Source organism: Ectopseudomonas toyotomiensis, from assembly GCF_900115695.1.
Lineage (GTDB): Bacteria > Pseudomonadota > Gammaproteobacteria > Pseudomonadales > Pseudomonadaceae > Aquipseudomonas > Aquipseudomonas toyotomiensis.
On the sequence record NZ_FOXK01000006.1, the window covers coordinates 391,519 to 414,389 of the forward strand.

General features: G+C 62.9%; 17 protein-coding genes. 9 read left to right on the forward strand and 8 right to left on the reverse strand.

Translation table 11 applies throughout. From position 1 onward, the window contains the following. Positions 1-5: 5 nt before the first annotated feature. Positions 6-947 carry a TRAP transporter substrate-binding protein gene (locus BM186_RS14760; protein ID WP_241519861.1) on the reverse strand — a complete coding sequence of 314 codons (942 nt, stop codon included), beginning with the start codon at positions 945-947 and terminating at the stop codon, positions 6-8. A gap of 390 nt (positions 948-1,337) precedes the next feature. On the opposite strand from BM186_RS14760, the gene BM186_RS14765 reads away from it, so the two are divergent. From BM186_RS14765 to BM186_RS14805, 9 genes are all read left to right on the forward strand, one after another. Further along, positions 1,338-2,090, forward strand: a complete 753-nt coding sequence (locus BM186_RS14765; protein WP_072425359.1) for a 5-oxoprolinase subunit PxpA — start codon at positions 1,338-1,340, stop codon at positions 2,088-2,090. After that, positions 2,087-2,800: a 5-oxoprolinase subunit B family protein gene (locus BM186_RS14770; protein WP_074916211.1), complete on the forward strand. Its 714-nt coding sequence runs from the start codon at positions 2,087-2,089 to the stop codon at positions 2,798-2,800. The genes BM186_RS14765 and BM186_RS14770 overlap by 4 nt, the downstream gene beginning before the upstream one ends. Next, positions 2,797-3,726 carry a 5-oxoprolinase subunit C family protein gene (locus BM186_RS14775; protein ID WP_074916212.1) on the forward strand — a complete coding sequence of 310 codons (930 nt, stop codon included), beginning with the start codon at positions 2,797-2,799 and terminating at the stop codon, positions 3,724-3,726. Before BM186_RS14770 ends, BM186_RS14775 begins: the two co-directional genes overlap by 4 nt. 193 nt (positions 3,727-3,919) lie before the next feature. After that, entirely contained in the window at positions 3,920-4,879 is a 960-nt protein-coding gene (locus BM186_RS14780; protein ID WP_003460622.1) for an AAA family ATPase, read from the forward strand. A gap of 138 nt (positions 4,880-5,017) precedes the next feature. Then, positions 5,018-5,965 (forward strand): DUF58 domain-containing protein, encoded by a 948-nt coding sequence (locus tag BM186_RS14785; RefSeq protein ID WP_074916215.1) that lies wholly within the window; start codon positions 5,018-5,020, stop codon positions 5,963-5,965. Next, positions 5,962-6,456 (forward strand): DUF4381 domain-containing protein, encoded by a 495-nt coding sequence (locus BM186_RS14790; protein WP_072425363.1) that lies wholly within the window; start codon positions 5,962-5,964, stop codon positions 6,454-6,456. Before BM186_RS14785 ends, BM186_RS14790 begins: the two co-directional genes overlap by 4 nt. Continuing rightward, complete coding sequence (locus BM186_RS14795) at positions 6,449-7,453, forward strand: vWA domain-containing protein (RefSeq protein WP_074916217.1); 1,005 nt, start codon at positions 6,449-6,451, stop codon at positions 7,451-7,453. The genes BM186_RS14790 and BM186_RS14795 overlap by 8 nt, the downstream gene beginning before the upstream one ends. Next, the gene (locus BM186_RS14800) at positions 7,450-9,207 is read left to right on the forward strand and encodes a VWA domain-containing protein (RefSeq protein ID WP_074916219.1); all 1,758 of its coding nucleotides are present in this window, start codon (positions 7,450-7,452) and stop codon (positions 9,205-9,207) included. The genes BM186_RS14795 and BM186_RS14800 overlap by 4 nt, the downstream gene beginning before the upstream one ends. Further along, positions 9,204-10,844: a BatD family protein gene (locus tag BM186_RS14805; RefSeq protein ID WP_074916221.1), complete on the forward strand. Its 1,641-nt coding sequence runs from the start codon at positions 9,204-9,206 to the stop codon at positions 10,842-10,844. Before BM186_RS14800 ends, BM186_RS14805 begins: the two co-directional genes overlap by 4 nt. 460 nt (positions 10,845-11,304) lie before the next feature. Here the strand turns inward: BM186_RS14805 and BM186_RS14810 are convergent, their stop codons facing one another. The 7 genes from BM186_RS14810 to BM186_RS14840 all read right to left on the reverse strand — a co-directional run bounded on the left by BM186_RS14810 (position 11,305) and on the right by BM186_RS14840 (position 22,860). Further along, entirely contained in the window at positions 11,305-13,659 is a 2,355-nt protein-coding gene (locus BM186_RS14810) for an efflux RND transporter permease subunit (RefSeq protein ID WP_074916223.1), read from the reverse strand. A gap of 18 nt (positions 13,660-13,677) precedes the next feature. After that, positions 13,678-14,772: a WD40/YVTN/BNR-like repeat-containing protein gene (locus BM186_RS14815; protein ID WP_394327896.1), complete on the reverse strand. Its 1,095-nt coding sequence runs from the start codon at positions 14,770-14,772 to the stop codon at positions 13,678-13,680. Between the two features lie 198 nt (positions 14,773-14,970). After that, a complete protein-coding gene (locus BM186_RS14820; protein ID WP_017679059.1) occupies positions 14,971-16,341 on the reverse strand; it encodes a DUF1329 domain-containing protein in 1,371 nt (456 codons plus the stop codon). Positions 16,342-16,408: 67 nt separating this feature from the next. Continuing rightward, entirely contained in the window at positions 16,409-18,442 is a 2,034-nt protein-coding gene (locus tag BM186_RS14825) for a DUF1302 domain-containing protein (RefSeq protein ID WP_074916238.1), read from the reverse strand. 609 nt (positions 18,443-19,051) lie between these two features. Next, the gene (pepN, locus tag BM186_RS14830; protein WP_074916240.1) at positions 19,052-21,709 is read right to left on the reverse strand and encodes an aminopeptidase N; all 2,658 of its coding nucleotides are present in this window, start codon (positions 21,707-21,709) and stop codon (positions 19,052-19,054) included. Positions 21,710-21,760: 51 nt separating this feature from the next. Then, positions 21,761-22,597 carry a DUF2797 domain-containing protein gene (locus BM186_RS14835; RefSeq protein WP_074916242.1) on the reverse strand — a complete coding sequence of 279 codons (837 nt, stop codon included), beginning with the start codon at positions 22,595-22,597 and terminating at the stop codon, positions 21,761-21,763. Then, entirely contained in the window at positions 22,597-22,860 is a 264-nt protein-coding gene (locus BM186_RS14840) for a YeaC family protein (RefSeq protein WP_017679055.1), read from the reverse strand. The genes BM186_RS14835 and BM186_RS14840 overlap by 1 nt, the downstream gene beginning before the upstream one ends. Between the last annotated feature and the right edge of the window lie 11 nt (positions 22,861-22,871).

Below are 22,871 nucleotides of genomic sequence, written 5' to 3' on the forward strand. Positions count from 1 at the left end.
GCGGCCTAACGTGGCTGCCCGTCGAGATACGCCTCGATGATCTGCGCATGCTCATCGCCGGCACGCGCCAGCCACTCCTCGGTAATCTGCTGGCCGACTTCGGTCAGCTTCCGGCGCAATTGCGGGTCAATGTTCTGCACCACGGTCATGCCGTGCCTGGCGAGCATCCGCGTCTGATAACCGGTCAAGGCCCACGACAACTCCCACCCTGCCCGCTCGGCCCGTTCACCGGCATGCAGCAAGGCGCTACGCTGGGCTTCGGGTAGACGCTGGAAGGCACGCTCGTTGACGATAACGATGTTCTTCGGGATGAAGGCGCGTACGTCATAGAAATGCGAGACGAAGTCCCAGGCGCGCAGGTCCATGCCTGTAGCGCTGGAAGTGAGCATGATGTCCACCTGGCCGTCGCGGAAGGCTTGCGGTACGTCCTCGGTATTGATGGTCGTCGGCTGCGCATGGAGCAAATGGGCCAGACGCGAGATGGTCGGGTTGTAACTGCGAAAACGCAGATCGCGAACATCCTCCACAGTCTGCAACGGCCGATTGCTGAACAGGCTCTGCGCCGGCCAAGGCACCGCGTAAACCAGGCGCGCTCCATCGGCCAGCAGGCGCTGCTCCACCGCTTCACGGCTCACCGCCCAGAGCTTGCGCGCCTGCTCGTAGTCGGTGGCGAGAAACGGCAGGCTGTCCAGCTCGTAGATCGGATCTTCATTGCCCAGCGCAGACATGAACACATCGCCAATCTGAATATCGCCGCGGGTTACTGCAGGCTTGACCTCAGGGCGGCGATACAAGGTGGAGTTCGGGTGAACGCGTATGTTCAGCTGGCCATTGGTGGCATGGCGAACATTCCTGGCAAACTCCACCGCCACGCGGCTGATGAAATTGCCGGCCGGCTGTTCCACCGACATCGACCAGCGTTCGCCGCCGTACACGGGTGAAACCATGGGTATAGCGACAAGCAAGGCGCAGAGCGCGGACAGACAGGGTGCGGTCTTCACTGGGGTTCCCCCGTAGACTGGTAGCCAAGTACTGAGTCGACTCGAAAGGAACGCAAAAGCCCCCGGGTACGGGACACACCGGGGGTGCACCAGAACGGCGCCAAGGAGCGTTCACCCGACTCACTGTCGAGCGCGACGGCCGGCACTGTCCAACGGGAAAAACCGGCGTCTGGCGATCAGAAAATCCGATGCCCGACACCATCAGCTTTTCCTATCTCCGGCGGATGCTTTTATTAGTTGGACGCCTCTGGGCGGCGCCGGAAAAATGAGGCCAACTCCCAGAACAGCTCAAAGCTGTCCGGCCATATCCATGCACCTCATGATTAGGATGCTCACTTGAACAGCCTGCTTTTGAATTGCGACATCGGCGAAAGCTTCGGCGCCTGGACCATGGGCCTGGACGCCGAGGTCATGCCCTACATCGACTGCGCCAACATCGCCTGCGGCTTCCACGCCTCGGACCCCAGCGTGATGCGCAAGACCGTGGCCCTGGCCGTGGCCCACGACGTGCGCATCGGTGCGCACACTGCCTATCAGGATCTGGTCGGCTTCGGCCGTCGCTCGATGGACTGCACGCCGCAGGAAGTCGAGGACCTGATGCTCTACCAGATCGGTGCACTGGAAGGCATTTGCCGCAGCCAGGGGACCCGTGTCAGCTACGTCAAACCACATGGCGCGCTGTATCAGGACATGATGCGCAAGCCCGCCACCCTGCGTGCGGTGATGAGCGCCGTGGCCAAGTACGACCGCCAGTTGCCGCTGATGCTGATGTGCACCCGTGACAACAGCGCAGCCCAGGCACTGGGCGACGAATTCGGCCTGACCCTGTGGTTCGAAGCCTTCGCCGACCGCGCCTACGACGCCGCCGGTTTTCTGGTCAGTCGCAGCCTGCCGGGGGCCGTGCATCACGACAGCGAGGTGATCGTCGGCCAGGCAGTCACCCTGGCGCGTGGCGAGGCCCTGCAGGCCAGCGACGGCAGCGCACTGCACCTGGCCGCGCAGACACTGTGCGTGCATGGCGACAACGCCAGCTCGGTGGCTGCCGTGCAACGCATCCGCCAGGCCTTCGACAGCCTGGTTCAGGCATGAAGGCGCCTAACGCCCGGCTGGAAGTCGCCGGCATCGATAGTGTGATCCTGCGCCTGTTCGACTTTATCGATGAAGCCAACATGCCGTGGATGCTGGCCGCACGCGCGCGCCTGCAGGAAGTGTTCGGCGGCGCGCTGATCGACCTCGTGCCCTCCTACACCACGCTGTTGCTGCACTACGACCTGTGCCAGCTCGACAGCGAGCAGGCACGAGCGAAGGTCGCCGAAGCACTCGCTGGCTTGCAGCCTGCCGATCTGCAAGACGGTCGCGAACACCAGTTGCCCACCTGGTACGACCGCAGCGTCGGCCCGGAGCTGCAACTGCTGGCCCGGCGCAGCGGGCTCAGCGAAGCCGAGGTGATCACCCGACACAGCAGCCATGCCTATCAGGTATTCGCCCTGGGCTTCGCCCCCGGCTTCGCCTTCATGGGCCTGGTCGAGGAAATCCTCGCCGCGCCGCGCCTGAGCACGCCGCGCAAGCGCATCGCCGCCGGCAGCGTCGGCATCGCCGAACGACAGACGGCCACCTACCCGGTGGTTTCGCCCGGCGGTTGGAACCTGATCGGGCGCACGCCGAGCCGCCTGTTCGGCAGCGATATCGAAGGCTACAGCCTGCTGCAACCCGGTGATCGGGTGCGTTTCGTGCCCATCGAGCGCGCCGAATTCATCCGCCTGGGTGGCGACGACAGCCCGCTGGAGGCCAGCCAATGAGCGCTATCAATGGCGGCCTGCGCGTATTGCGCAGCAGCCCGTTCATTCAACTGCAGGATGCTGGCCGTTTCGGCGTACGCCACCTTGGCGTGACCCAGTGCGGCGCCCTGGACTGGATCGCCCATCGCTGGGCCAACTGGCTGCTGGGTAACCCGCTGACTGCCGCTGTGGTGGAGATCACCCTGGGCAACGCCGAGTTCGAATGCAGCCGTGACGCCACACTGGCGCTGACCGGTGCCGATCTCGGCGCGCGTCTGGACGAGCAGCCGCTGGCGCCGTGGCGTAGCTTCGCGGTGCGTCAGGGCCAGCGTCTGAGCTTCGCCCAGCCGCGTCAGGGCGCCCGCGCCTATCTCGCAGCGCCAGGTGGATTCCAGGCTCCGCTGGTGCTGGGCAGTTGCGCCAGCATGCTCCGTGAGGGCCTTGGTGGCCTGCAGGGCGATGGCCGCGCCATCGCTGTCGGCGATGCTCTGGGCTGGAGCGGCAACGCCAATGAAACGCGGCAGATGCCCAGCGAGTTCATTCCCGAGTATCAGGATGCGCCGCGCCTGCAGTTGGTGTTGGGTGCGCAGATCGGTGACTTCCGCGGCCAGAGCCTGTTCGACGCCTTCAACAGCCAATGGCTGATCGATCAGCGCGCCGACCGCATGGGCATTCGTCTCAACGGCCCGCAGCTGCAATGCCAACGCAGTTCGATGATCTCCGAAGGCATCCCGCTGGGCGCCGTGCAGGTGCCGCCGGATGGCCAACCGATCATCCTGCTCAACGACCGCCAAACCATCGGTGGCTACCCGCGCCTCGGCGCGCTGACGCCACAGGCCGTGGCTCGGCTGGCGCAATGCCTGCCGGGGCAGACCATACAGCTTGCTCCCACCACGCAGGACAGCGCCCTGCTCACCCAGCGCCGGCTCCTGGCGCAGTGGCAATAGCGTCGCACCTGGCTACATGACCCGCCCTCGTCGACGGCGGGTCATTTCAGCGCTGGCGACATCCTCGCATTTCTGTTGCCAGACTGTTCATGACCCGCGCCGCACATAGCGGCCGAAGCCGCAAATGCATTAAAGTCGGCGGTCTGCACGCGCGGCAGTAAAAGCCCCGCCCATCCGCCAGAAGAGCCCTACGATGGAACACCGTGAAGCGCTGGTCGCATTACGCCAATTTCTCTCCACCCAGATTCTCGGCCAGGAAAAGCTCATCGAGCGCCTGCTGATCGCCCTGCTCGCCGACGGCCATCTACTGGTCGAAGGCGCCCCCGGTCTGGCCAAGACCAAGGCGATCAAGGAACTGGCCGAAGGCATAGAAGGCGAGTTCCATCGCATACAATTCACCCCCGACCTGCTCCCGGCGGATATCACCGGCACCGAGATCTACCGCCCGGAAACCGGCAGCTTCGTGTTCCAGCAGGGACCGATCTTCCATAACCTGGTGCTGGCCGACGAGATCAACCGTGCCCCGGCCAAGGTGCAGTCGGCGCTGCTCGAGGCCATGGCCGAACGCCAGGTGTCGGTCGGCCGCAGCACCTACGACCTGTCGCCACTGTTCCTGGTCATGGCCACGCAGAACCCCATCGAGCAGGAAGGCACCTACCCGCTGCCGGAAGCGCAGCTCGACCGTTTTCTGATGCACGTTAAGATCGGTTTTCCCGACGCGGCGGTGGAGCGCAAGATTCTCGCCCAGGCCCGTGGCGATGCGCTCAACGGTGAGGCCAAGCCAGAGCACCGGGTGAGCCAGCAGGCGGTGTTCGCCGCGCGCAAGGAAATCCTCGGCCTGTACATGGCCGATGCCGTGGAGGAGTACCTGGTGCAACTGGTCATGGCCAGCCGTACCCCGGCCAAGTTCGACGCCGAGCTGGCCGACTGGATCGCCTATGGCGCCAGCCCGCGCGGCTCCATCGCCCTGGACCGTTGCGCCCGCGCCCACGCCTGGCTGGCCGGGCGCGACTTCGTCAGCCCCGAGGATATCCAGGCGGTGCTGTTCGACGTGTTGCGCCATCGCATCATCCTCTCCTTCGAGGCGGAAGCCTCGGGCGTCGATCAGGACCGCGTGATCCAGCGCATCCTCGACGTGGTAGCGGTGGCTTGATGCAGCGCAATAGGCTTGTCTCCCCTCTCCCGCTTGCGGGAGAGGGGTCGGGGGAGAGGGCAGCGAAACGCCCCACCCTCTCCCCAGCCCTCTCCCATAAATGGGCGAGGGAGCACGGCAAGATGGCGTGAGACCAATATGTCCAGCCCAGCCCCGACACCCGGCATCCATATCGCCCTCGGCGAGCTGATCGACATGCGCCATAAAGTGCATGAGGTGCCATTGTTCTCAACCCCGGCGCGACGCAGCCCGCTGATCGGCCTGCATCACTCCAAGCTGCGCGGCCGTGGCGTGGACTTCGACCAGGTGCGCGTCTATCAGCCGGGCGACGACGTGCGCACCATCGACTGGCGCGTCACCGCACGTACCCAGGAGCCGCATACCAAGCTGTTCCATGAGGAGCGCGAGCGCCCCATCTTCATCATCGCCGAACAGAGCCAGCGCCTGTTCTTCGGCTCAGGCCAGTGCTTCAAGTCGGTGCTGGCCGCGCGTGCTGCAGCGCTGATCGGCTGGGCTGCGCTGGGGCATAACGACCGCATCGGCGGCCTGGTGTTCGCCGATAACGAACATCACGAAGTCAAACCACGGCGCAGCAAGCAGAGCCTGCTGCAACTGCTCAACCTGCTGGCCCGTGCCAACCAGGCACTCGGCCCGGAGAGCCAGGCCAACACCGGCCGCGACAACTTCGGCCTGGCCCTGCGTCGCGCTCGCGAAGTACTGCGCCCAGGCAGCCTGGTGATCGTACTGTGCGATGAGCGCGCCCTCAGCGATAACGCCGAGCAGCAGTTGACCCTGCTCGCGCGCCATACCGATCTGTTGCTGCTGCCGCTGTCCGATCCGCTCGACCACGCCCTGCCGGCCGCCGGCCTGCTGCGCTTTACCCAGCACGGCGCTCAGCTGGAGCTCGACAGCCATAACGGTGATCTGCGCCAGGCCTATCGCGCCCAGGCTCAGGCCCGTGAGGCACGCTGGCAGCGTCTGGCGCAGAAGCTCGGCGTGCCGCTACTGCCGCTGAGCACCCAGTTCGAACTGGTCGAGCAATTGCAGGAGCAACTCAGCGCCCTGCATTCGAGAAAGTCGCTATGAACCCCATCGACCAGTTGCAGCCACTGATCGACCCGCCCCCTGTTCTCTGGTGGCCGCCGGCTCCAGGTTGGTGGGTGCTGGCCGTACTGCTGCCATTGCTCGGCTGGGGACTGTGGCGTTTGCTACGCAACTGGCGCCGACGTGCGCCCAAGGTGGCGGCTGAGCAAACACTCGATCCACTGCGTCAGGCCGCGCTCGATGAGCTGGCACGCTTGAGCAAACCCTATGACGGTGCTCCGGCTGGCCCCTGGCTGCAGCAGCTCAACGCCCTGCTCAAGCGCCTGTGCCGCGAGCGCTATCCAGAGAGCGCCAGCCATACCCTGAGCAGCCGCGCCTGGCTGGCGTTTCTCGACAACCGCTGCCCGGCAGCCGGCCTGACCCGCTGGATGATCCTGGTCGACGGCAGCTACAGGCCGCAATGCACCCTGAGCGACAAGGCCATCGTGGAGCTCGATCAGGCCATCGCCATCTGGATTCGCAAGCATGTTTGAGTTCGCCTGGGCCTGGGTCTTTCTGCTCGCGCCGCTGCCCTGGCTGCTACGCCTGCTGCTGCCGCCCGCCGATAGCGGCGATGCGGCGCTGCGCGTCGGTTTTCTCGACGAGCTGCAGGCCCTGAGCGGGCGCCGCGCCCGCGCCGCCCTGCCCAGCTGGCGCCAACAAGCACCGCTGGTGCTGCTCTGGTTTCTGCTGCTGTGCGCCGCCGCACGCCCGCAGTGGGTCGGCGAACCGTTGCCGCTGCCGGCCAGCGGCCGCGACCTGCTGCTGGCGGTGGATGTCTCCGGCTCCATGGATTACGCCGACATGCAGTGGGACGACGAGCCAATCAGCCGTCTGGAACTGGTCAAACGCCTGCTCGGCGATTTCATCGAAGGTCGCCGTGGCGATCGGGTGGGCCTGATCCTGTTCGGCAGCCAGGCCTATCTGCAGGCACCGCTGACCTTCGACCGTCACACGGTGCGCACCTGGCTCGACGAAGCCGTGATCGGCATCGCCGGCAAGAACACCGCCATCGGCGATGCCATCGGCCTGGCGGTCAAGCGCCTGCGCCAGCGCCCAGCGCAGAGCCGTGTGCTGGTGCTGATCACCGACGGCGCCAACAACGGCGGCGAGATCGACCCCATGGTCGCCGCGCAACTGGCCGCCGATGAAGGCGTACGCATCTATGCCATCGGCATCGGCGCCGATCCGCAGCAAAGCGGTGCATTCGGCAGCTTCGGCTTCAGCGCCCTGGATCTGGACGAAACCAGCCTGCGCGCGATCACCGACGTGACTGGCGGTGAGTATTTCCGTGCACGCAATCAGGCCGAGCTGGAACAGATCGAACTGACCCTGGACCGCCTCGAGCCGGTCGCCCAGCAACCTACCCTCGCCCGCCCGGCCCTGGCCCTCTATGCCTGGCCGCTGGCGCTGGCGCTACTGGGCTCGCTGCTGCTGGTCGGTCAGGTACTCTGGCCCGACCTGCTGCAGCGGCTGCGGAGGCGTACATGAGCCTGCTCTGGCCGGAATGGCTGCGCCCACTGTGGCTGCTGGCAGTGCCTGTGTTGGCCTGGCTGCTCTGGCGCCTGTGGCATCGCGAGCGCCAGAGCGGGCGCTGGCAACTCCTGTTGCCGGCGGCCTTCCATCAGGCGCTGCTCAAGGGTGGCAGCGGCCGCTCCAGCAAGCTGCCCTGGCTGGCACTCGGCCTGGCCTGGCTGCTGGCCGTACTGGCGCTGCTCGGCCCCAGCTGGCAGCGCGTCGAACAGAGCAACCAGAAGCCTGCCGATCCGTTGGTGGTTCTGCTCGAACTGACGCCGCAGATGCTTGCCACCGACGGCCGCCCCAACCGCCTGGAACAGACTCGACGCAAGCTACTCGATCTGCTCGAAGCGCGGCGCGATGCGCAGACGGCGATCATCGTCTATGCCGGTAGCGCACACAGCCTGGTGCCGCTGTCCGATGACCTGGCCACCAGCCGCAACCTGCTCGAAGCGCTGAAACCCTCGCTGATGCCGGAGCCGGGGCGTCGCGCCGATCTGGCCGTGGCCCGTGCACTGCAGCTGCTCGACCAGGCGCAACTGGGCCAGGGTCGCCTGTTGCTGATCACCAGCGCCCTCGATGAAGCGGAACGCAGCGGCATCCAGCAAGCGCTGCAAAAGCGCTCGGTACCATTGCTGATTCTCGGCGTGGGCAGTCGCGAAGGCGCGCCGGTGGTGCAGGAAGACGGCAGCTTCCTCAAGGATTCGCGCGGCGCCATCCTGATTCCGCGCCTCGATGCGCGCGGCCTGCGTGAAACCGCTGAAGCCCATGCCGGCCGCTACACAGCGAGCCGCCTGGACGACGAAGACCTGCGTCGCCTGGGCCTGCTCGACGGCCCGCAGGCCATGCGCGCAGCGGGTGAGCCGACACAGCTCGACAGCCATATCGACCAGGGCTACTGGCTACTGCTACCGCTGCTGTTGCTCGCCGCCTGCGCCGGTCGTCGCGGCTGGCTGTTCTGCCTGCCACTGCTGCTGATGCTGCCGCCACAGAGCAGTCATGCCTTCGAACTCGACGACCTCTGGCTGCGCCCCGATCAGCAGGGCCAGCGCCTGCTGCAGGCGCAACGCCCGGCCGAGGCCGCGCAACGCTTCGTCGATCCGCAGTGGCAAGGCAAGGCACTCTACGAGGCCGAGGATTATGCCGCCGCCGCAGAACGTTTCGCCAAGGGCGACAGCGCCATCGATCATTACAATCGCGGTAATGCCCTGGCCAAGGCCGGCGAACTGGAGGCAGCGCTGGATGCCTATGAGCAGGCCCTGGAGCGCCAGCCGGAGCTGGCCGCGGCCCAGCACAACAAAGCGTTGGTGGAACAAGCACTGCGTCAGCGCGAAAATCAGCAGCAATCCGGCGAGAGTGATTCGGCCGAGCAGCAGGAACAGGCCAACGAGCAGTCACAGCCGAATGAATCGCCGGCCGGCCAGCCCGCCGAGAGTACTGCCGCACAGCCTACCCAGCCGGGTAGTAGCGGTGAGAACAGTGAAAGCAGCGAGGTACAGGGCAGCGCCAATGGCGCCGGGGAAGACCCCCAGCCCAGCACCAGCAGTGAATCCCCGAGCGACGCCGAGCCGGTTGTGCCACCCCGTACGGAAGCCGATCTGGGTACGGCGGCGGAACGCCGACAAGCGCTGGAACAATGGCTGCGGCAGATCCCGGATGACCCGGCCGAACTGCTGCGGCGCAAATTCTGGTATGAACAGCAACAGCGTCAGGACTCGAATCAATGAAGCGTCTGGTCTTCCTGCTTCTTCTACTGCTCGCGGGGCAGGCCCATGCCGAAGGCTTTTTCGCCAGCGTCGACCGCACTCGCCTGAGCGAGGGCGAAACCGTGGTGCTGACGCTGGAGTCGACCGACCCGACCCGCTTCGGCCGACCCGACCTGAGCCTACTGGATAAAGACTTCGAGGTGCTTGGCAGCCGCCAGGTCAATCGCCTGAGCAGCATCGGCGATACACCACGCGCCAGCACTCGCTGGATCCTGACCCTGCAGCCACGCCGCAACGGCGAGGTGACGATCCCGGCGATCCGCCTGGAAGACGCCGAAACCCTGCCGATCACGCTGAACGTCGAGGCAGCCGTCAGCGCCGGCAACGGCGAACAGCTGGCACCAGTATTCATCGATGCCAGCCTCGATCAGGAGAACGTCTACGTTCAGGCCCAGGCCGTGCTGACCCTGCGCATCTACCACTCGGTGTCCATGTACGACGACAGCAGCCTGACGCCCCTGCGCATCGCGGATGCGCGTGTCGAGCAACTGGGCGAACCACGCACCTACGAGAAGAGCATCGGCGGCGTGCTACACGGCGTGATCGAGCTGCAATACGCCATCTACCCGCAGCGCAGCGGACAACTGGTGATCCCGGGCCAGACCTTCAGCGCCACCCTGGTCGACCGCTCGCGCAACAATGATTTCCTGCCCTTTGGACCCCGCACCGGCAAGGTCTCGCGGGTCAAATCACCGGACATTCCGCTGCAGGTCAAACCCAAGCCGGCCGACTACCCGGCTGACGTGCCCTGGCTACCGGCGCGCGCCCTGGGCCTGGCGGAAACCTGGAACCCACAACCGGAGCAGAGCCAGGTTGGCGATTCCCTGACCCGCCGCCTGATTCTCAAGGTCGACGGCCTTTCCAGCGCCCAGCTGCCACCATTGCCGGCAACCCAGGTCGACGGCCTGCGTCGCTACCCGGATCAGCCGCAGATGAGCGACCAGAAGAGCGAAACGGGCATCATCGGCACCCGCGAAGAACGCGAGGCGCTGGTACCCAATCGCAGCGGCAGTTTCGATCTGCCGCCCCTGGAAGTGTTGTGGTGGAACACCCAGACCGACACGCTGGAACGCACCACCCTCTCCGCCCGTACGCTGCAGGTCGCGGAAAACCCGCAACTGCAGAACGATGAACAACCCAATACGCCGATGGTGACGACCCAGGTGATCGAGGGGCCGGAACTGTGGCCCTGGCAGTTGGCCTGCGCAGTGCTGAGCCTGACCACGCTGCTCGGCTTCGGCTTGTGGTGGCATGCCCGCCGGCAGCCGGCGATCCAGCGCGCGGCGCAGAGTGGCCCGAGCCCGCGCACGCTGCTCGACGACATCAAGCGTGCCTGCCAGGCCGGCGATGCCCAGGCCACTCGTCATGCCCTCGACGCCTGGGCTCGCCAACAACCGGAAACCCTCGCCGATATGGCCGCACGCTACGTGCCGCTGTCGGACGCCCTGGACGGTCTCAACGGCGCGCTGTACAGCGAAGTTGGCCAGCAATGGCAAGGCGAGGAGCTGTGGAAGGCGATTCGCAACCTGCCCGATGTGCAGGAACCGACTGCTACGCCGCAAGACAGCAGCGCGCTCCCCCCCCTGTATCCGCGCTAATCCCGGGATACGCCGCGCACCGCCCAATCGATCATGGCACTGTCCCCGCCAGAGGGGTCGCTCTGCTGTGGCCAGTAGCCGGGCATTCTCGGTGCTTGGTAGTCGCGAATGCGCTCGCGAAGCCTGGACCAGGCATCGTGGATATGCTTGTCGAGCAAGCCCCAGATTTCATCCGGGCTACATAAGGCAGAACATTGGCGGACGGGGCAAACGCCATGAACCAGACGCGTCCCTTGTAGGAGCGGCGCCCCGCCGCGAATCTGCACACCCATAGCAGCTTGCCTGACCTCAGCTGCAACGGTCGGGGGCCATACACGCCGGCAACAAAAGCATTCGCCCCGAGGCGGTGCTCCTACCCCAGGCAGCCATCCAGCAGTCGGCTTGCCATCTCGTATACCGGCGCTACGCACATAAAAAACCGCGACCCAAGGGCCGCAGTTTTCGTTCTACGTGATAGGCATCAAGCCTTGGCGCGCATTTTCTCGGTGTTGATCAGGAAACGCGCCAGAGCCGGCAGCAGCCAGATCGCACCGATCATGTTCCACAGGAACATGAAGGTCAGCATCAAGCCCATATCGGCCTGGAACTTGATCGCCGAGAAGATCCAGGTCGCCACACCGATTGCCAGGCAGACACCGGTGAACAGCACAGCCTTACCGGTGGACTTCAGCGTTTCGTAGTAGGCTTCCTGCAGCGGCATGCCCTGACGCAGATAGGTCTCTAGACGGCTGTAGATGTAGATGCCGTAGTCGACACCGATCCCCACACCCAGCGCAATCACCGGCAGAGTGGCGACCTTCACGCCGATGCCCATGAAAGCCATCAGTGCGTTGCCCAGCACCGAAGTCAGCACCAGCGGCAGAATCACGCACAGGGTCGCCGCCAGCGAACGGAAGGTCAGCAGACACATGATGCTCACCGCCGCGTAGACAGCGATCAGCATGGTGGTCTCGGACGCCGCGATCACTTCGTTGGTAGCCGCCTCGATACCGGCGTTACCCGCCGCCAGTACCACCTGCAGCTGGTCAGTGGTGTGCAGGGCGGCGAACTCTTCGGCCGCAGCCACGGCGCGCGACAGCGTCTCGGCCTTGTGGTCTTCGAGGAACACCAGTACCGGCGCCACCGAGCAGTCGGCGTTGTACAGACCTTCAGCGCGGGCGATGGAGTTGTTCAATACGTCCTGGTTGCGCGACAGGGTTTCCCATTTCAGGTTGCCCTCGTTCATGCCCTTGATCACCTGTTTGGACACGGTGACCATGGAGATGGCCGACTGCACGCCCTCGGTGTTCTCCATCTTCCACATCAGCTCGTCCATCGCGGCCAGGCTGTCATAGGTAGAGCAGCCTTCGGGGCCGGTCTTGATCATGACTACCAGGACGTCGGAGCTGGTCGAGTAGTTGCGGATGACGAAGTCGTTATCGAGGTTGTAGCGCGAATCCGGATGCAGCTCCGGCGCCCCTTGATCGAGGTCACCAATCTTCAGGTTCTGGCCGTACCAGACACCACCGGCCAATGCCACCACGGCAACGACAACGGAGATAGGTGCCACCATCGGGTGGGCGAAGTTGGAAATGGCGCGCCAGACCGGATGATCCTTGGCGGCCTCCTCGCGACTCTTCTTCACCGCACGCTTGCCGATACCGATATAGGAAATCACCACCGGCAGCAGGATCAGGTTGGTGAGGATGATCACCGCCACACCCATCGATGCGCCGATGGCCAACTCGCGGATCACGCCGATATCGATCAACAGCAGGGTGACGAAGCCAACGGCGTCAGACAGCAGCGCCACCAGGCCGGGGATGAACAATTGACGGAAGGCCATGCGCGCAGCAGACAGGGCATCGGTCGCCTCACCCGACGCCATGGCGATCCCGTTGATCTTCTGTACCCCGTGAGAGATACCGATGGCGAATACCAGGAACGGCACCAGCATCGAGTACGGATCGAGACCAAAGCCCAAGGTATGCAGCAGACCGAGTTGCCAGATCACCGCGATCAGGGTGGTGATCACCACCGCCAAAGTACTCTTGACGCAGTGGGTGAACCACAGCAGCAGCACGAAGGTGATGCCAATGGCCACGGCAAAGAACAGCGCCACACCGATCAGGCCATCGATGAGATCACCGACCTTCTTGGCGAAGCCGATGATATGCACCTTGACGTTGGGATTCTGCGCCTCGTACTTCTCACGAATCTTTTCTTCCAGCTCGTGAGAGAACTTCTGGTAGTCCAGCTTGATCAGCTTGCTCTGATCATTCGGGTCCGGGTAGGACTCGAGCAGCGGAATATCGACGATGCTGGACTTGAAGTTGTTCGCCACCAGGCGACCGATCTGACCCGACTTGAGGATGTTGCTGCGTAGATCCTCGAGGCTGTCTGCAGAACCATCGTAGGTCTGCGGGATCACTTCACCGCCGGCGAAACCCTCTTCGGTCACTTCGGTCCAGCGCACGCTCGGACTCCACAGCGATTTCAGACCGGAACGGTCGACGCCGGGAATGTAGAACGCCTCGTCATGGATCTGCCGCAGCGTTTCCATGTATTCCTTGCTGAAGATGTCGCCGTTGGTGGCCTCCACCGAGATGCGCACCGTGTTGCCCAGGTTGGCCAGGTCATTACGGTGTTCGAGCATCTTCTGGATATAAGGGTGCCCCAGCGGAATCATCTTCTCGAAGCTGGTCTGCGGACGTACCTGAGCAGCCTGATAGAACAGGAAGATGCTGATCAGCAGGCAGATCAGGATCACCGCCGGGCGATTGTTGAAAATCAGCCGCTCAAGGAAGGAAGCAGGCTGTTGTTGATGCTTGGTCATGCAAAGGCTCCCGGCTTGTTATTGTTGGCCCAGATCGACGCCAGTCGAGGCGGCGAGGTGAACGCCGCCCTGCCCCACCAGGATCAGGTTGCCGTTATCCAGTGCAGCTACCCCGGCCAGCGAAAGGCGGTCGGGACGGTTGATCAGGCTGAAGGTCTGGCCGTGATCCTTGCTGCGCAGCACGGTGCCACCGTGCCCGACTACAGCGACGCTGCCATCATCGAGCAGTGCGCCATCGGCCAGACCGAACTCCAGCGGACCATTGTTCGGGGTGTTGAGCGTGATCTGCTGCCAACTGTCACCGAAATCGGTGGAGCGGAACAGGTGGCCGCGCAGGCCGTAAGCCAACAGAGTGGCTGGCTGGTCGGTACCGATCACGCCGAACAGCGAACCCTCGTAGGGCAGGTCCTCGATGCGCTCCCAGGTCTCACCCCAGTCAGCGGAACGGAACATCTGGCCCAGCTCACCAACGATGAACAGGCCCGAGTCCTTCACTGCGGTGATGGCATTGAGGTGATAGGCATCTTCGTTGTCGAGACGGTCGCTGACGTCTTCCCAGTTCTGGCCACCATCGGTGGTTTCCAGCAGCGCGCCATAGGCGCCCACGGCGTACCCGGTCTGAAGATCCTTGAACCAGATATCCAGCAGCGGCGCCTCGCGCTCAAGATCTTCGAACTGCTTGGTCCAGGTCAGGCCGCCATCGGTGGTCGTGAGAACCTGCGCATCGTGACCGACCACCCAGCCATGCTGGGCATCGACGAAGAACAGCGAAGTCAGCATCTGGCGGGTCGGCACCTTGGCCTGCTGCCAGCTTTGCCCCTGGTCGTTGGAATAGAGAATATGGCCACGGTCACCAACGGCAACCAGGCGCTCGCCGGTGTTGACCACATCGAGCAACAGGCTGTGCACGGCCTTGGGCGACTCGATGGCGTAGCCGGCATCAGCCGCAGCCGAGGTCTCGGCCTGCAAGGGTGCGGCAGCGAAAGCCAGAATGGAAAGCACACTGCACAGCGAGAGCGCTTTAGCCAGCGGCGAATGAACACGGAGCGCCGACTTGCGCGCCAGGATGGGCGCCAGACCGGACTGGGTGCGCCGCATGACGGGCTCACTCATATACCTTCCCCCTTTCTTGTTATAGGCGGTACTGCTGATTAGCAGGCCGCTCATCCTAGCGAGCTTCGGAAAGCCCTGACAATTGGCGCGACGTTATGTTTTGTTAAGGCAAAACCCGCGTGATAGAAGCCTATTCGCCAAGCTGATACGAAAAGGCCGCTACTACTGTAGCGGCCTTCGCGTGAGACTACACGACTATTATCGCGTACCGCGGCGACGCAGGGCGGCCGGTTTGAAATAACCGTCGTCGGGAGTGGCCTGGGTGAAGTCGATGGTATTGCTCTCTTCGTTGTCCAGGTTCTGCACGTGGTAACGACGCGCCTGCAGATCATGGAACACATCGAGCGCGGACCAGGTGGTCGGCAGGTCGTAGTAGTTCTTCAGGTAGGCGATGGAAACGCGCCACAGCTCACCACGGCCGTCGTACTGATCCACCACCGCAGCCTGCCAGCTGTCCTCGTCGAGGAACAGGGTACGCTTGGAGTAGATATGGCGGGCGCCGGACTTCAGCGTGCCCTCGACGACCCACACACGGTGCAGTTCATTACGGGTCAGAGCCGGGTTGAGGTGACCGACCTGCAGCAGATCCTTGTACTTAACGTCAGGGCTGGTGACCTTATAGTTGTTGTACGGGATGTAGATTTCCTTCTTGCCCACCAGTTTCCAGTCATAGCGATCCGGGGCACCGTTGAACATGTCGGTATCGTCGGCGGTACGCAGACCGTCAGCCGCGGCGATCGGGGTGTCGTAGGCCAGGTTCGGCGCACGACGCACGCGGCGCTGACCAGCGTTGTAGCCCCAGGCCTGACGGGGTTCCTTGACCTGATCCAGGGTCTCGTGAACCAGTACCGCACCACCGGCCAGACGCGCCGGGCTGGTAGTGAAGGACAGGTAGTAGAACATGATGTTGTTCAGGTCGGCGAAGGAGCCGTTCTGCAGGTAGTACTTGAACAGCGCTTCCTGCTGGGAAGTAACCAGCGAGTAGGCGCCATTGCGCTGTACTGCCACTTCCGAGGCACGACGCACGATGTAGGTACCGCGATAGCGGGCGATGTGGTTCCACAGCGCCTCGACACCATTTTGCGGAATCGGGAACGGGATACCGCCGTAGGCATCGGAGAAGCCGTTGCCGCCATCGACCAGCTTGGCGCTGGTGGCGTTCTTGACGGTGTTGTCATAGACCCACTGCGGCGCGGAGCCGGAGCGGCGGGTCTGGTAGACCGGCATCTGATAGGTTTCCGGGTAAGCCTTGAACATGGCGATCTGACCCGGCGTCAGATTGGCCTCGTACTGGCTCAGGTTGGCCGCAGTAATGGTGAACAGCGGCTTGTCTTCCGGGAACGGATTGACGTGGTGCTGGCCCGAACGGGTATAGCCAGCCGGCGCCTGAGTGATGCCACCGGTCCAGGCCGGAATGGTGCCGGCAGCGTTGCCAGCCTTCTCGGCGCCGAAGGGAGTCAGGGTATCGCCGAGCTTGGCGGCTTCCTGCGGGGAAACGGCAGCCAGCGCGGAACCGGCAGAAAACGCCAGCGCAACGGCTACAGCCATCAGCCTGTGCTTGTTCAGCATGGGTAATTCTCCGTGAAGAGTATTGCCGGGCGCCCGAGGGCGCCCGGCGTTTTTCTGATTATGGGTATTAGAAGGAGTACTTGACGTTCAGACCGATGTTGTCGCGGTCACGCGCACCGTTGTTCTGGCCCGCGCCGTAGAACTCGGTGTACTGAATCTCGGCTTCCAAGCTGTTCAGGTAGCTGGCGCGCATACCGAGGGTGTACGCCTTGCGACCTTCGATGAAGTTGCCGGTCTGGTGCGAGTTACCTTCGAAGTCATGCTTGAACACGGCGAACGGCGACAGGTTCACACCGGCGTAGACGTCGTTCCAGGTACCGGAGAGCACCAAGGTGTAGCCGTAGGCGTTCTTGTTGACCTGGTCGTCGCGATCATAGCCGGAGATATAGGAGCCGTTGCCACGGCCGGCGTAATAGCGATTACCGGTAGGCGAGCTGTACTGCAGACTGTCGCCACGCAGATGCTCGGAAGCCAACTCCGCTACACCGAACAGCGAGTCGAAACCAAGGCTCGGGCCGAAGTTGTAGATTGTCCCCAAGGAAGTATTGAACGCTTCAACGCGGGTGTAGTTGTGAATCTGGTCGCCTAGCTGCACTTGCTGACCACCGATATTCACAACACCACCGCCAGCCAGCTGGGGTGCCTGGGTCAGCAGATCGCCGAGCAGGTCGTTGGTAGCGGCGATGCCAACCGGCAGGTTGGGGCGGTAGGACAGCTCACCAAACACCGAAGCGTTACCCACGGTGGTGTTGAAGCTAAAACCGTACATGCGGATATCTTCGACATACTCACGACGAGCGTTGACTTGGTTAGCTACGTCGATGGTGGCCAAGCCGCCCGTTGCATTGGTAACAGCACTGGTCAATGCGTTGGAGTATGCGGCAGCCAGTGTAGGGTTGAGAGTCGGATCAGCCAACACAGCCTGCAGAGCAGCAACAGAAATACCTGCTTGCGCAGCTACCGCCTGCTGCACTTGTGGAGTAAGCGCTCCCTGAGCCTGAGCCGCAATTGCTCCAAGATCAAGACCAGTGTATGCGCCCAAATCCGCATAAATGGTTGGCTCTTTCGCGTGATAATTGACGAAGTAGAAACCAAACTCGGTAGAATTCAGTTCCTCAGCGATGTAACGGAATGCGACACCGAACTGACCATCGTTCTTGGCATTGATATCCGATCCCACACTGGCCACTTTGATGTTGCCGTTGCCGTCAACGGAGCGACCACCTTGCAGGCCACCGATACCCGCAGCACTCAAGCCGGAATACAGGCCGCCCAGCGGAATGAGCGCAGCCTGAGTCGAGTAGGCAGTATTACCACCATCAGCAAACAGGTCGGTCTCGGAGAAGTAGGTACCAACCGGATCAATCGCGGTTTCTTTCCAGTTGAACTGATAGAAGGTTTCCATCGACAGACTGTCGGTCAAACCGATATTGAAGCTCAGCGCCTCCACCGGAACCAAGACCTCCTTCACTTCCGAACCCGGGAGGCGGAACTTGGCAGCGTCGACAGGGTTGGTGGTGTTTACACCGTTGCGGTAGAACAGGCCTTCACCCCAGTTGAATACCTGCTTACCCAAACGTCCCGAAACCGGCATGTTGCCGACATCCCAGTTGCCATAGACGTAGGCGTCGAGTATCTGCGCGTCACGGCCGGCCTTGTGGCGGGTTTCACGGGTGAAGCTGTTATCACGCGGCGCACTCTGGCTCGGCTGTGCCGGGGAGTTGTTGTCGTAGTAGTCGTTGCGCTTGTCCATGATCTGAGTGTCATAGAACGCAGTACCGCGAATGAACACCCCGTAGTTCTGGTAGGACGCTTCAAGATCGGTAGTGATCTTGAACACCTCGGAAACCAGCCCAGTATCGAAGCTGCGGTTGCCGTCGTTGGTGTTGATGTCGTCGTTGGTCTTGTCCTGGCCCTGTACGCGCCACAGTTGACCGTAGGAGACGGTGGTATCGATGGAACCGGTGATTTCGTTATCGGCGAAGCTGAACTCCACCGCTTGAGCCTGGGCGGCGACCAGCAACGGCAGAACGCCTGCGAACGCAAAGCCGGCCTTGGCCGGGGCAAAACGTAGAACGGGCTTGCGGGACTTAATTTCCATCGAGACTCACTCCGTGGACAGATCATTCTTTTGAGCGATCCCGTATCCGGGTCGCGATTGCCGTACTGACGACGGCTTCTGTTTTTATTTGCAGCGACATGTTCCAACGACCAGCGTGCGCTCGCCCGTGGTCAGATCCCGCTCGGTACTGCAACCATGGTGCCAATTCAAACAGGTGTATCAGCGCAAACAGGCTTGGAAGAGCTGTTGGCCAGTTTCTTTTCGTGACTGATCAGCCACTGACCAATACGTCAGAAAAACTGGCGCACTTTGTCCTACGATCCGACGCTTTATGCCACTCACCACGCGACTCGCAGCGCAGCTGGGTGACGAATATCACCTCGCTGTCAAGCGACGAAGCCCGAACTTAAGTGTGCAAAGGCATAACGGATCGAATGCATATTTCATTGGGTAACAAAAAAGTGTTACCAACCGGAGGCCGGTAACACTTTTTTTGTGGAGCAAAACCCGTTTCAGGCCTAAAGCCAACCAGTCAAGCGTCGACGCGCCGAGTGTGTAGGAGCGGCGCCCCACCGCGAACCGGCGATCGCCCCGAGGCGGGGCTGCTACCAAGGCTGCTTCGGGAGCCCTATCTGATCGGCATCAGTCTTAGGCCAGGCTCTTGCTCACCACTTCATAGACATCGCTGGACAGCTCACCGGAGGCGAGGATGCGCTCCAGCTCGGCCTTCATCAGTGCCTGACGCGCCGAACCGTACTTGCTCCAGCGGGTCAGCGGCGCCAGCAGGCGCGAAGCGATCTGCGGGTTGAGGGCGTTGAGAGTGATCACCTGGTCGGCTAGAAAGCGATAGCCCGCCCCGTCTGCGCGGTGAAAGTTGATCAGGTTCTGGTTGGCGAAGGCACCTATCAGCGCACGCACCTTGTTCGGATTCTTCAGGGTGAAGGCTTCGTGCTGCATCAACGCATGCACACGCTCCAGGCCTCCCGGCAGCGGGCAACCGGCCTGCACGCTGAACCACTGATCCATGACCAGCGGATTGTCCTTGAAGAAGTCGGCGAACATGGCCAGGGCCTTGCCCTGCTCTTCCTGGAATGGCGAATTGACCAGCACTGCCAGCGCGGCAAGGCGCTCAGTCATGTTGTCAGCGTTGTCGAACTGGTCGACGCAGGCCGCCGACACCTCGGGCTTCTCGCTGAGCATCAGATAGGACAGCGCGATGTTCTGCAGGCTGCGGCGAGCGAAGTGCGCTGCCTCGGCCACGTAAGGCGTGGCCTTGGAGACTTCACGGTTGGCCTGGTAGCGCGCCCACAGTGGAGCGAACAGCGCGCTGGCCAGTTGCTGGCGGGCGAACTCGCGTGCGGCATGGATGGCCTCGACATCGGCCACTTCACTGACCTCGGTGAGATAGGCCTCACCCGGCAGCGAAAGCATTTCCGCGACCATGGCCTGATCCAGCGACTCGTCTTCGAGCAGGGTGCGCAGCGCAGTGACCAGGCGCTGATCCAGCACCAAGGTCTCGCCACGCTGGTGCTGCCCGATCAGTTCCTGCAGTACCTGAACAGAAAGCTGCTGCCCCGCTTCCCAACGATTGAATCCATCGCTGTCGTGCTGCATAAGGAACATCAACTGGTCGCGGTCATAGGGAAAGCTCAGCTTGACCGGCGCGCTGAAGCCACGCAGCAGCGACGGCAGCGGCTTTTCGGCAACGCCCTCGAAGGTGAAGATCTGCTCGGCTTCAGTCACCGACAAAACGCGACTGGTGCCCTGCGCCGCGCTTTCGCCCTGCAGGCGCAGCGGCAGCTCAGCGCCCTGGGCATCGAGCAGGCCGAGCGCCACGGGAATCACGAACGGCAGCTTCTCGCTCTGCCCCGGCGTCGCCGGGCAGCTCTGGCGGAAGGTCAAGCTGTAGGTCTGCGCCGCCTCGTCATAGGCTTCGCTGACTTCCAGGCGCGGCGTGCCGGCCTGGGTGTACCAGCGTTTGAACTGGGTCAGGTCAATGCCACTGGCATCCTCCATGGCCTTGACGAAATCGTCGCAGGTCACGGCCTGGCCGTCGTGACGCTCGAAGTACAGGTCCGAGCCCTTGCGGAACAGTTCGGGGCCAAGCAGGGTGTGGATCATGCGCAGCACTTCCGAACCCTTCTCATAGATGGTCAGGGTGTAGAAGTTGGAGATCTCCATGTACGCGTCCGGGCGCACCGGGTGAGCCATGGGGCCGGCGTCCTCGGCGAACTGGTGGGTGCGCAGGTAGGCCACGTCTTCGATGCGCTTGACGGTGCGCGAGTGAGTATCGGCGGAGAACTCGCTGTCGCGGAACACGGTGAAGCCTTCCTTGAGCGACAGCTGGAACCAGTCGCGGCAGGTCACGCGGTTACCCGACCAGTTGTGGAAGTACTCGTGCGCCACCACCGCCTCGACGCGCTGGTGGGCGGCGTCGGTGGCGGTCTCGGCCTTGGCCAGCACGCAGCTGGAGTTGAAGATGTTGAGGCCCTTGTTCTCCATGGCGCCCATGTTGAAGTCGTTGACCGCGACGATCATGAAGATGTCCAGGTCGTACTCGCGGCCATAGACCTCCTCGTCCCATTTCATCGAGCGCTTGAGGCTGTCCATCGCGTGCTGCACCTTGTCGATGTTCTCCGGCTCGACGTAGATGCGCAGTGCCACCTCTCGGCTGCTCATGGTGGTGAAGCTGTCCTCCACGCACCAGAGGTCACCGGCGACCAGGGCGAACAGGTAGGCTGGCTTCTTGAACGGGTCTTCCCACGTGGCCCAATGACGACCGCCCTCCTCGCTGCCGCTGGCAATCGGGTTGCCGTTGGACAGCAGCACCGGGTAGGCATGCTGTTCGGCGCTGACCGTGGTGGTGAACTTGCTCATCACGTCCGGGCGGTCGAGGTAGAAGGTGATCTTGCGAAAGCCCTCGGCCTCGCACTGGGTACAGAACATCGTGCCGGACTTGTACAGGCCTTCCAGCGCGGTGTTGCTCTCCGGGTGGATGCGCACGCTGCTGTCGACCACGAAGCGCTCCTGGGTCGGCTGCAGGGTCAGGTGGCTGTCAGTCAGGCTGTAATCGCCCGCGTTCAACTCACGGTCGTCGAGCTTGAGCTCCAGCAGCTCCAGTTGCTGGCCATCCAGTACGAGCTTCGGCAAGCCGGCGCCCGCCTCCGGGTTGCGACGCATGACCAGTTGCGCATGCACCAGACTGTGATCCTCGAACAGCTCGAAGGTCAGGTGGGTTTCGTCGATCAGGTAGTCGGGAACCTGATAGTCCTTCAGATAAATGGTCTTGGATTGTTCGGTGCGCATGGCTCTTGGCCTCTCGTCTGCGGCGCCCCGGGCGCCGGTGGCAATCGGGTGTCAGGCGGCGATCTCGTGGACGGCCAGCTGATAGGCGGTGTACTTGCGGATATTGATCACGCCGGTGTCGAACATCAGGTACTGGCCCTTGATACCGAGCAGAGTACCTTCGGCCAGGGGCTGCTTGTCCAGATTGAAGCTGGTGATCTTGGCCGGGTAGGCCTCGATGGGGTAACGAATCTCCAGCACTTCGGCAGCGGAAAGCGGCTGGATGGCCTGCAGGCCGAAGCGCTGCTGCAACTCGGTGATGCCCGAACCGCAGCTATCGAACAACTGCTCGCGAATCGCCAGCAGATCGACCGGTACGGCGTCGCCCTTGAGCAGCGCACGCCAGTTGGTCTTGTCCGCCACCTGGCTGCGCAACAGGTCTTCGACGAAGCCGGACTGCTGCCGGGTAGCCACGCGCAGGATGGGCAGCGCCTGGGTCGCACCCTGGTCGATCCAGCGCGTCGGCACCTGACTGGCGCGGGTGATACCCACCTTCACGCCACTGGAATTGGCCAGGTAGACGATATGATCGGTCATGCAGAACTGCTCGCCCCAGCTCGGCTCGCGGCAGGTGCCTGCATCGTAATGACATTTCTCCGGACTCATGATGCAGATGTCGCATTGCGCCAGTTTCTGCATGCAGGGGTAGCAATAACCCTGGCTGAAACTGGTCTTGGTCTTGCGCCCGCAGTGCGTGCAATGGATGGCGCCGAGGTATTCCAGGCGCAGGTGCTTGCCGACCAGCGGGTTGACCGGCACTTCTTCGTCGCCAAGACGGAAGGCGTATTGCACCGGCGCATCCAGATGCGCCCTCATCTTGCTCAGCGAGCCACGTCCCAACTCGCTCATCAGTGCAGGGTATCCGAGGACTTGAACAACAGGTTGGGTACCGGCTCGGATTTGCTGCTGCACTCCTGCGGGCCCATGTAACCGGTGCGCTCTTCCTCCGGCAGATTCTGCATTTCCCAGGCGATCATCGCCTGCAGGCTCAACTCTTTCTGTTCCTGGGTCAGCTTGCGGCCGTCCGGCCATTTGCCGATTTCCACGGCCAGCTTGAGGCTCTCGTAGATTTCCGGGGTGATGTTTTCAATCGCATCGAGAAAGGACGACATACAGGTCTCCA

Coding starts and splice junctions, on each gene's coding strand:
- BM186_RS14820 (WP_017679059.1), bottom strand. CDS start 16,341: ATGCTGAACAAGCACAGGCTGATGGCTGTAGCCGTTGCGCTGGCGTTT.
- BM186_RS14775 (WP_074916212.1), top strand. CDS start 2,797: ATGAGCGCTATCAATGGCGGCCTGCGCGTATTGCGCAGCAGCCCGTTC.
- BM186_RS14780 (WP_003460622.1), top strand. CDS start 3,920: ATGGAACACCGTGAAGCGCTGGTCGCATTACGCCAATTTCTCTCCACC.
- BM186_RS14800 (WP_074916219.1), top strand. CDS start 7,450: ATGAGCCTGCTCTGGCCGGAATGGCTGCGCCCACTGTGGCTGCTGGCA.
- BM186_RS14835 (WP_074916242.1), bottom strand. CDS start 22,597: ATGAGCGAGTTGGGACGTGGCTCGCTGAGCAAGATGAGGGCGCATCTG.
- BM186_RS14795 (WP_074916217.1), top strand. CDS start 6,449: ATGTTTGAGTTCGCCTGGGCCTGGGTCTTTCTGCTCGCGCCGCTGCCC.
- BM186_RS14815 (WP_394327896.1), bottom strand. CDS start 14,772: ATGAGTGAGCCCGTCATGCGGCGCACCCAGTCCGGTCTGGCGCCCATC.
- BM186_RS14790 (WP_072425363.1), top strand. CDS start 5,962: ATGAACCCCATCGACCAGTTGCAGCCACTGATCGACCCGCCCCCTGTT.
- pepN (WP_074916240.1), bottom strand. CDS start 21,709: ATGCGCACCGAACAATCCAAGACCATTTATCTGAAGGACTATCAGGTT.
- BM186_RS14785 (WP_074916215.1), top strand. CDS start 5,018: ATGTCCAGCCCAGCCCCGACACCCGGCATCCATATCGCCCTCGGCGAG.
- BM186_RS14770 (WP_074916211.1), top strand. CDS start 2,087: ATGAAGGCGCCTAACGCCCGGCTGGAAGTCGCCGGCATCGATAGTGTG.
- BM186_RS14840 (WP_017679055.1), bottom strand. CDS start 22,860: ATGTCGTCCTTTCTCGATGCGATTGAAAACATCACCCCGGAAATCTAC.
- BM186_RS14805 (WP_074916221.1), top strand. CDS start 9,204: ATGAAGCGTCTGGTCTTCCTGCTTCTTCTACTGCTCGCGGGGCAGGCC.
- BM186_RS14810 (WP_074916223.1), bottom strand. CDS start 13,659: ATGACCAAGCATCAACAACAGCCTGCTTCCTTCCTTGAGCGGCTGATT.
- BM186_RS14760 (WP_241519861.1), bottom strand. CDS start 947: ATGGTTTCACCCGTGTACGGCGGCGAACGCTGGTCGATGTCGGTGGAA.
- BM186_RS14825 (WP_074916238.1), bottom strand. CDS start 18,442: ATGGAAATTAAGTCCCGCAAGCCCGTTCTACGTTTTGCCCCGGCCAAG.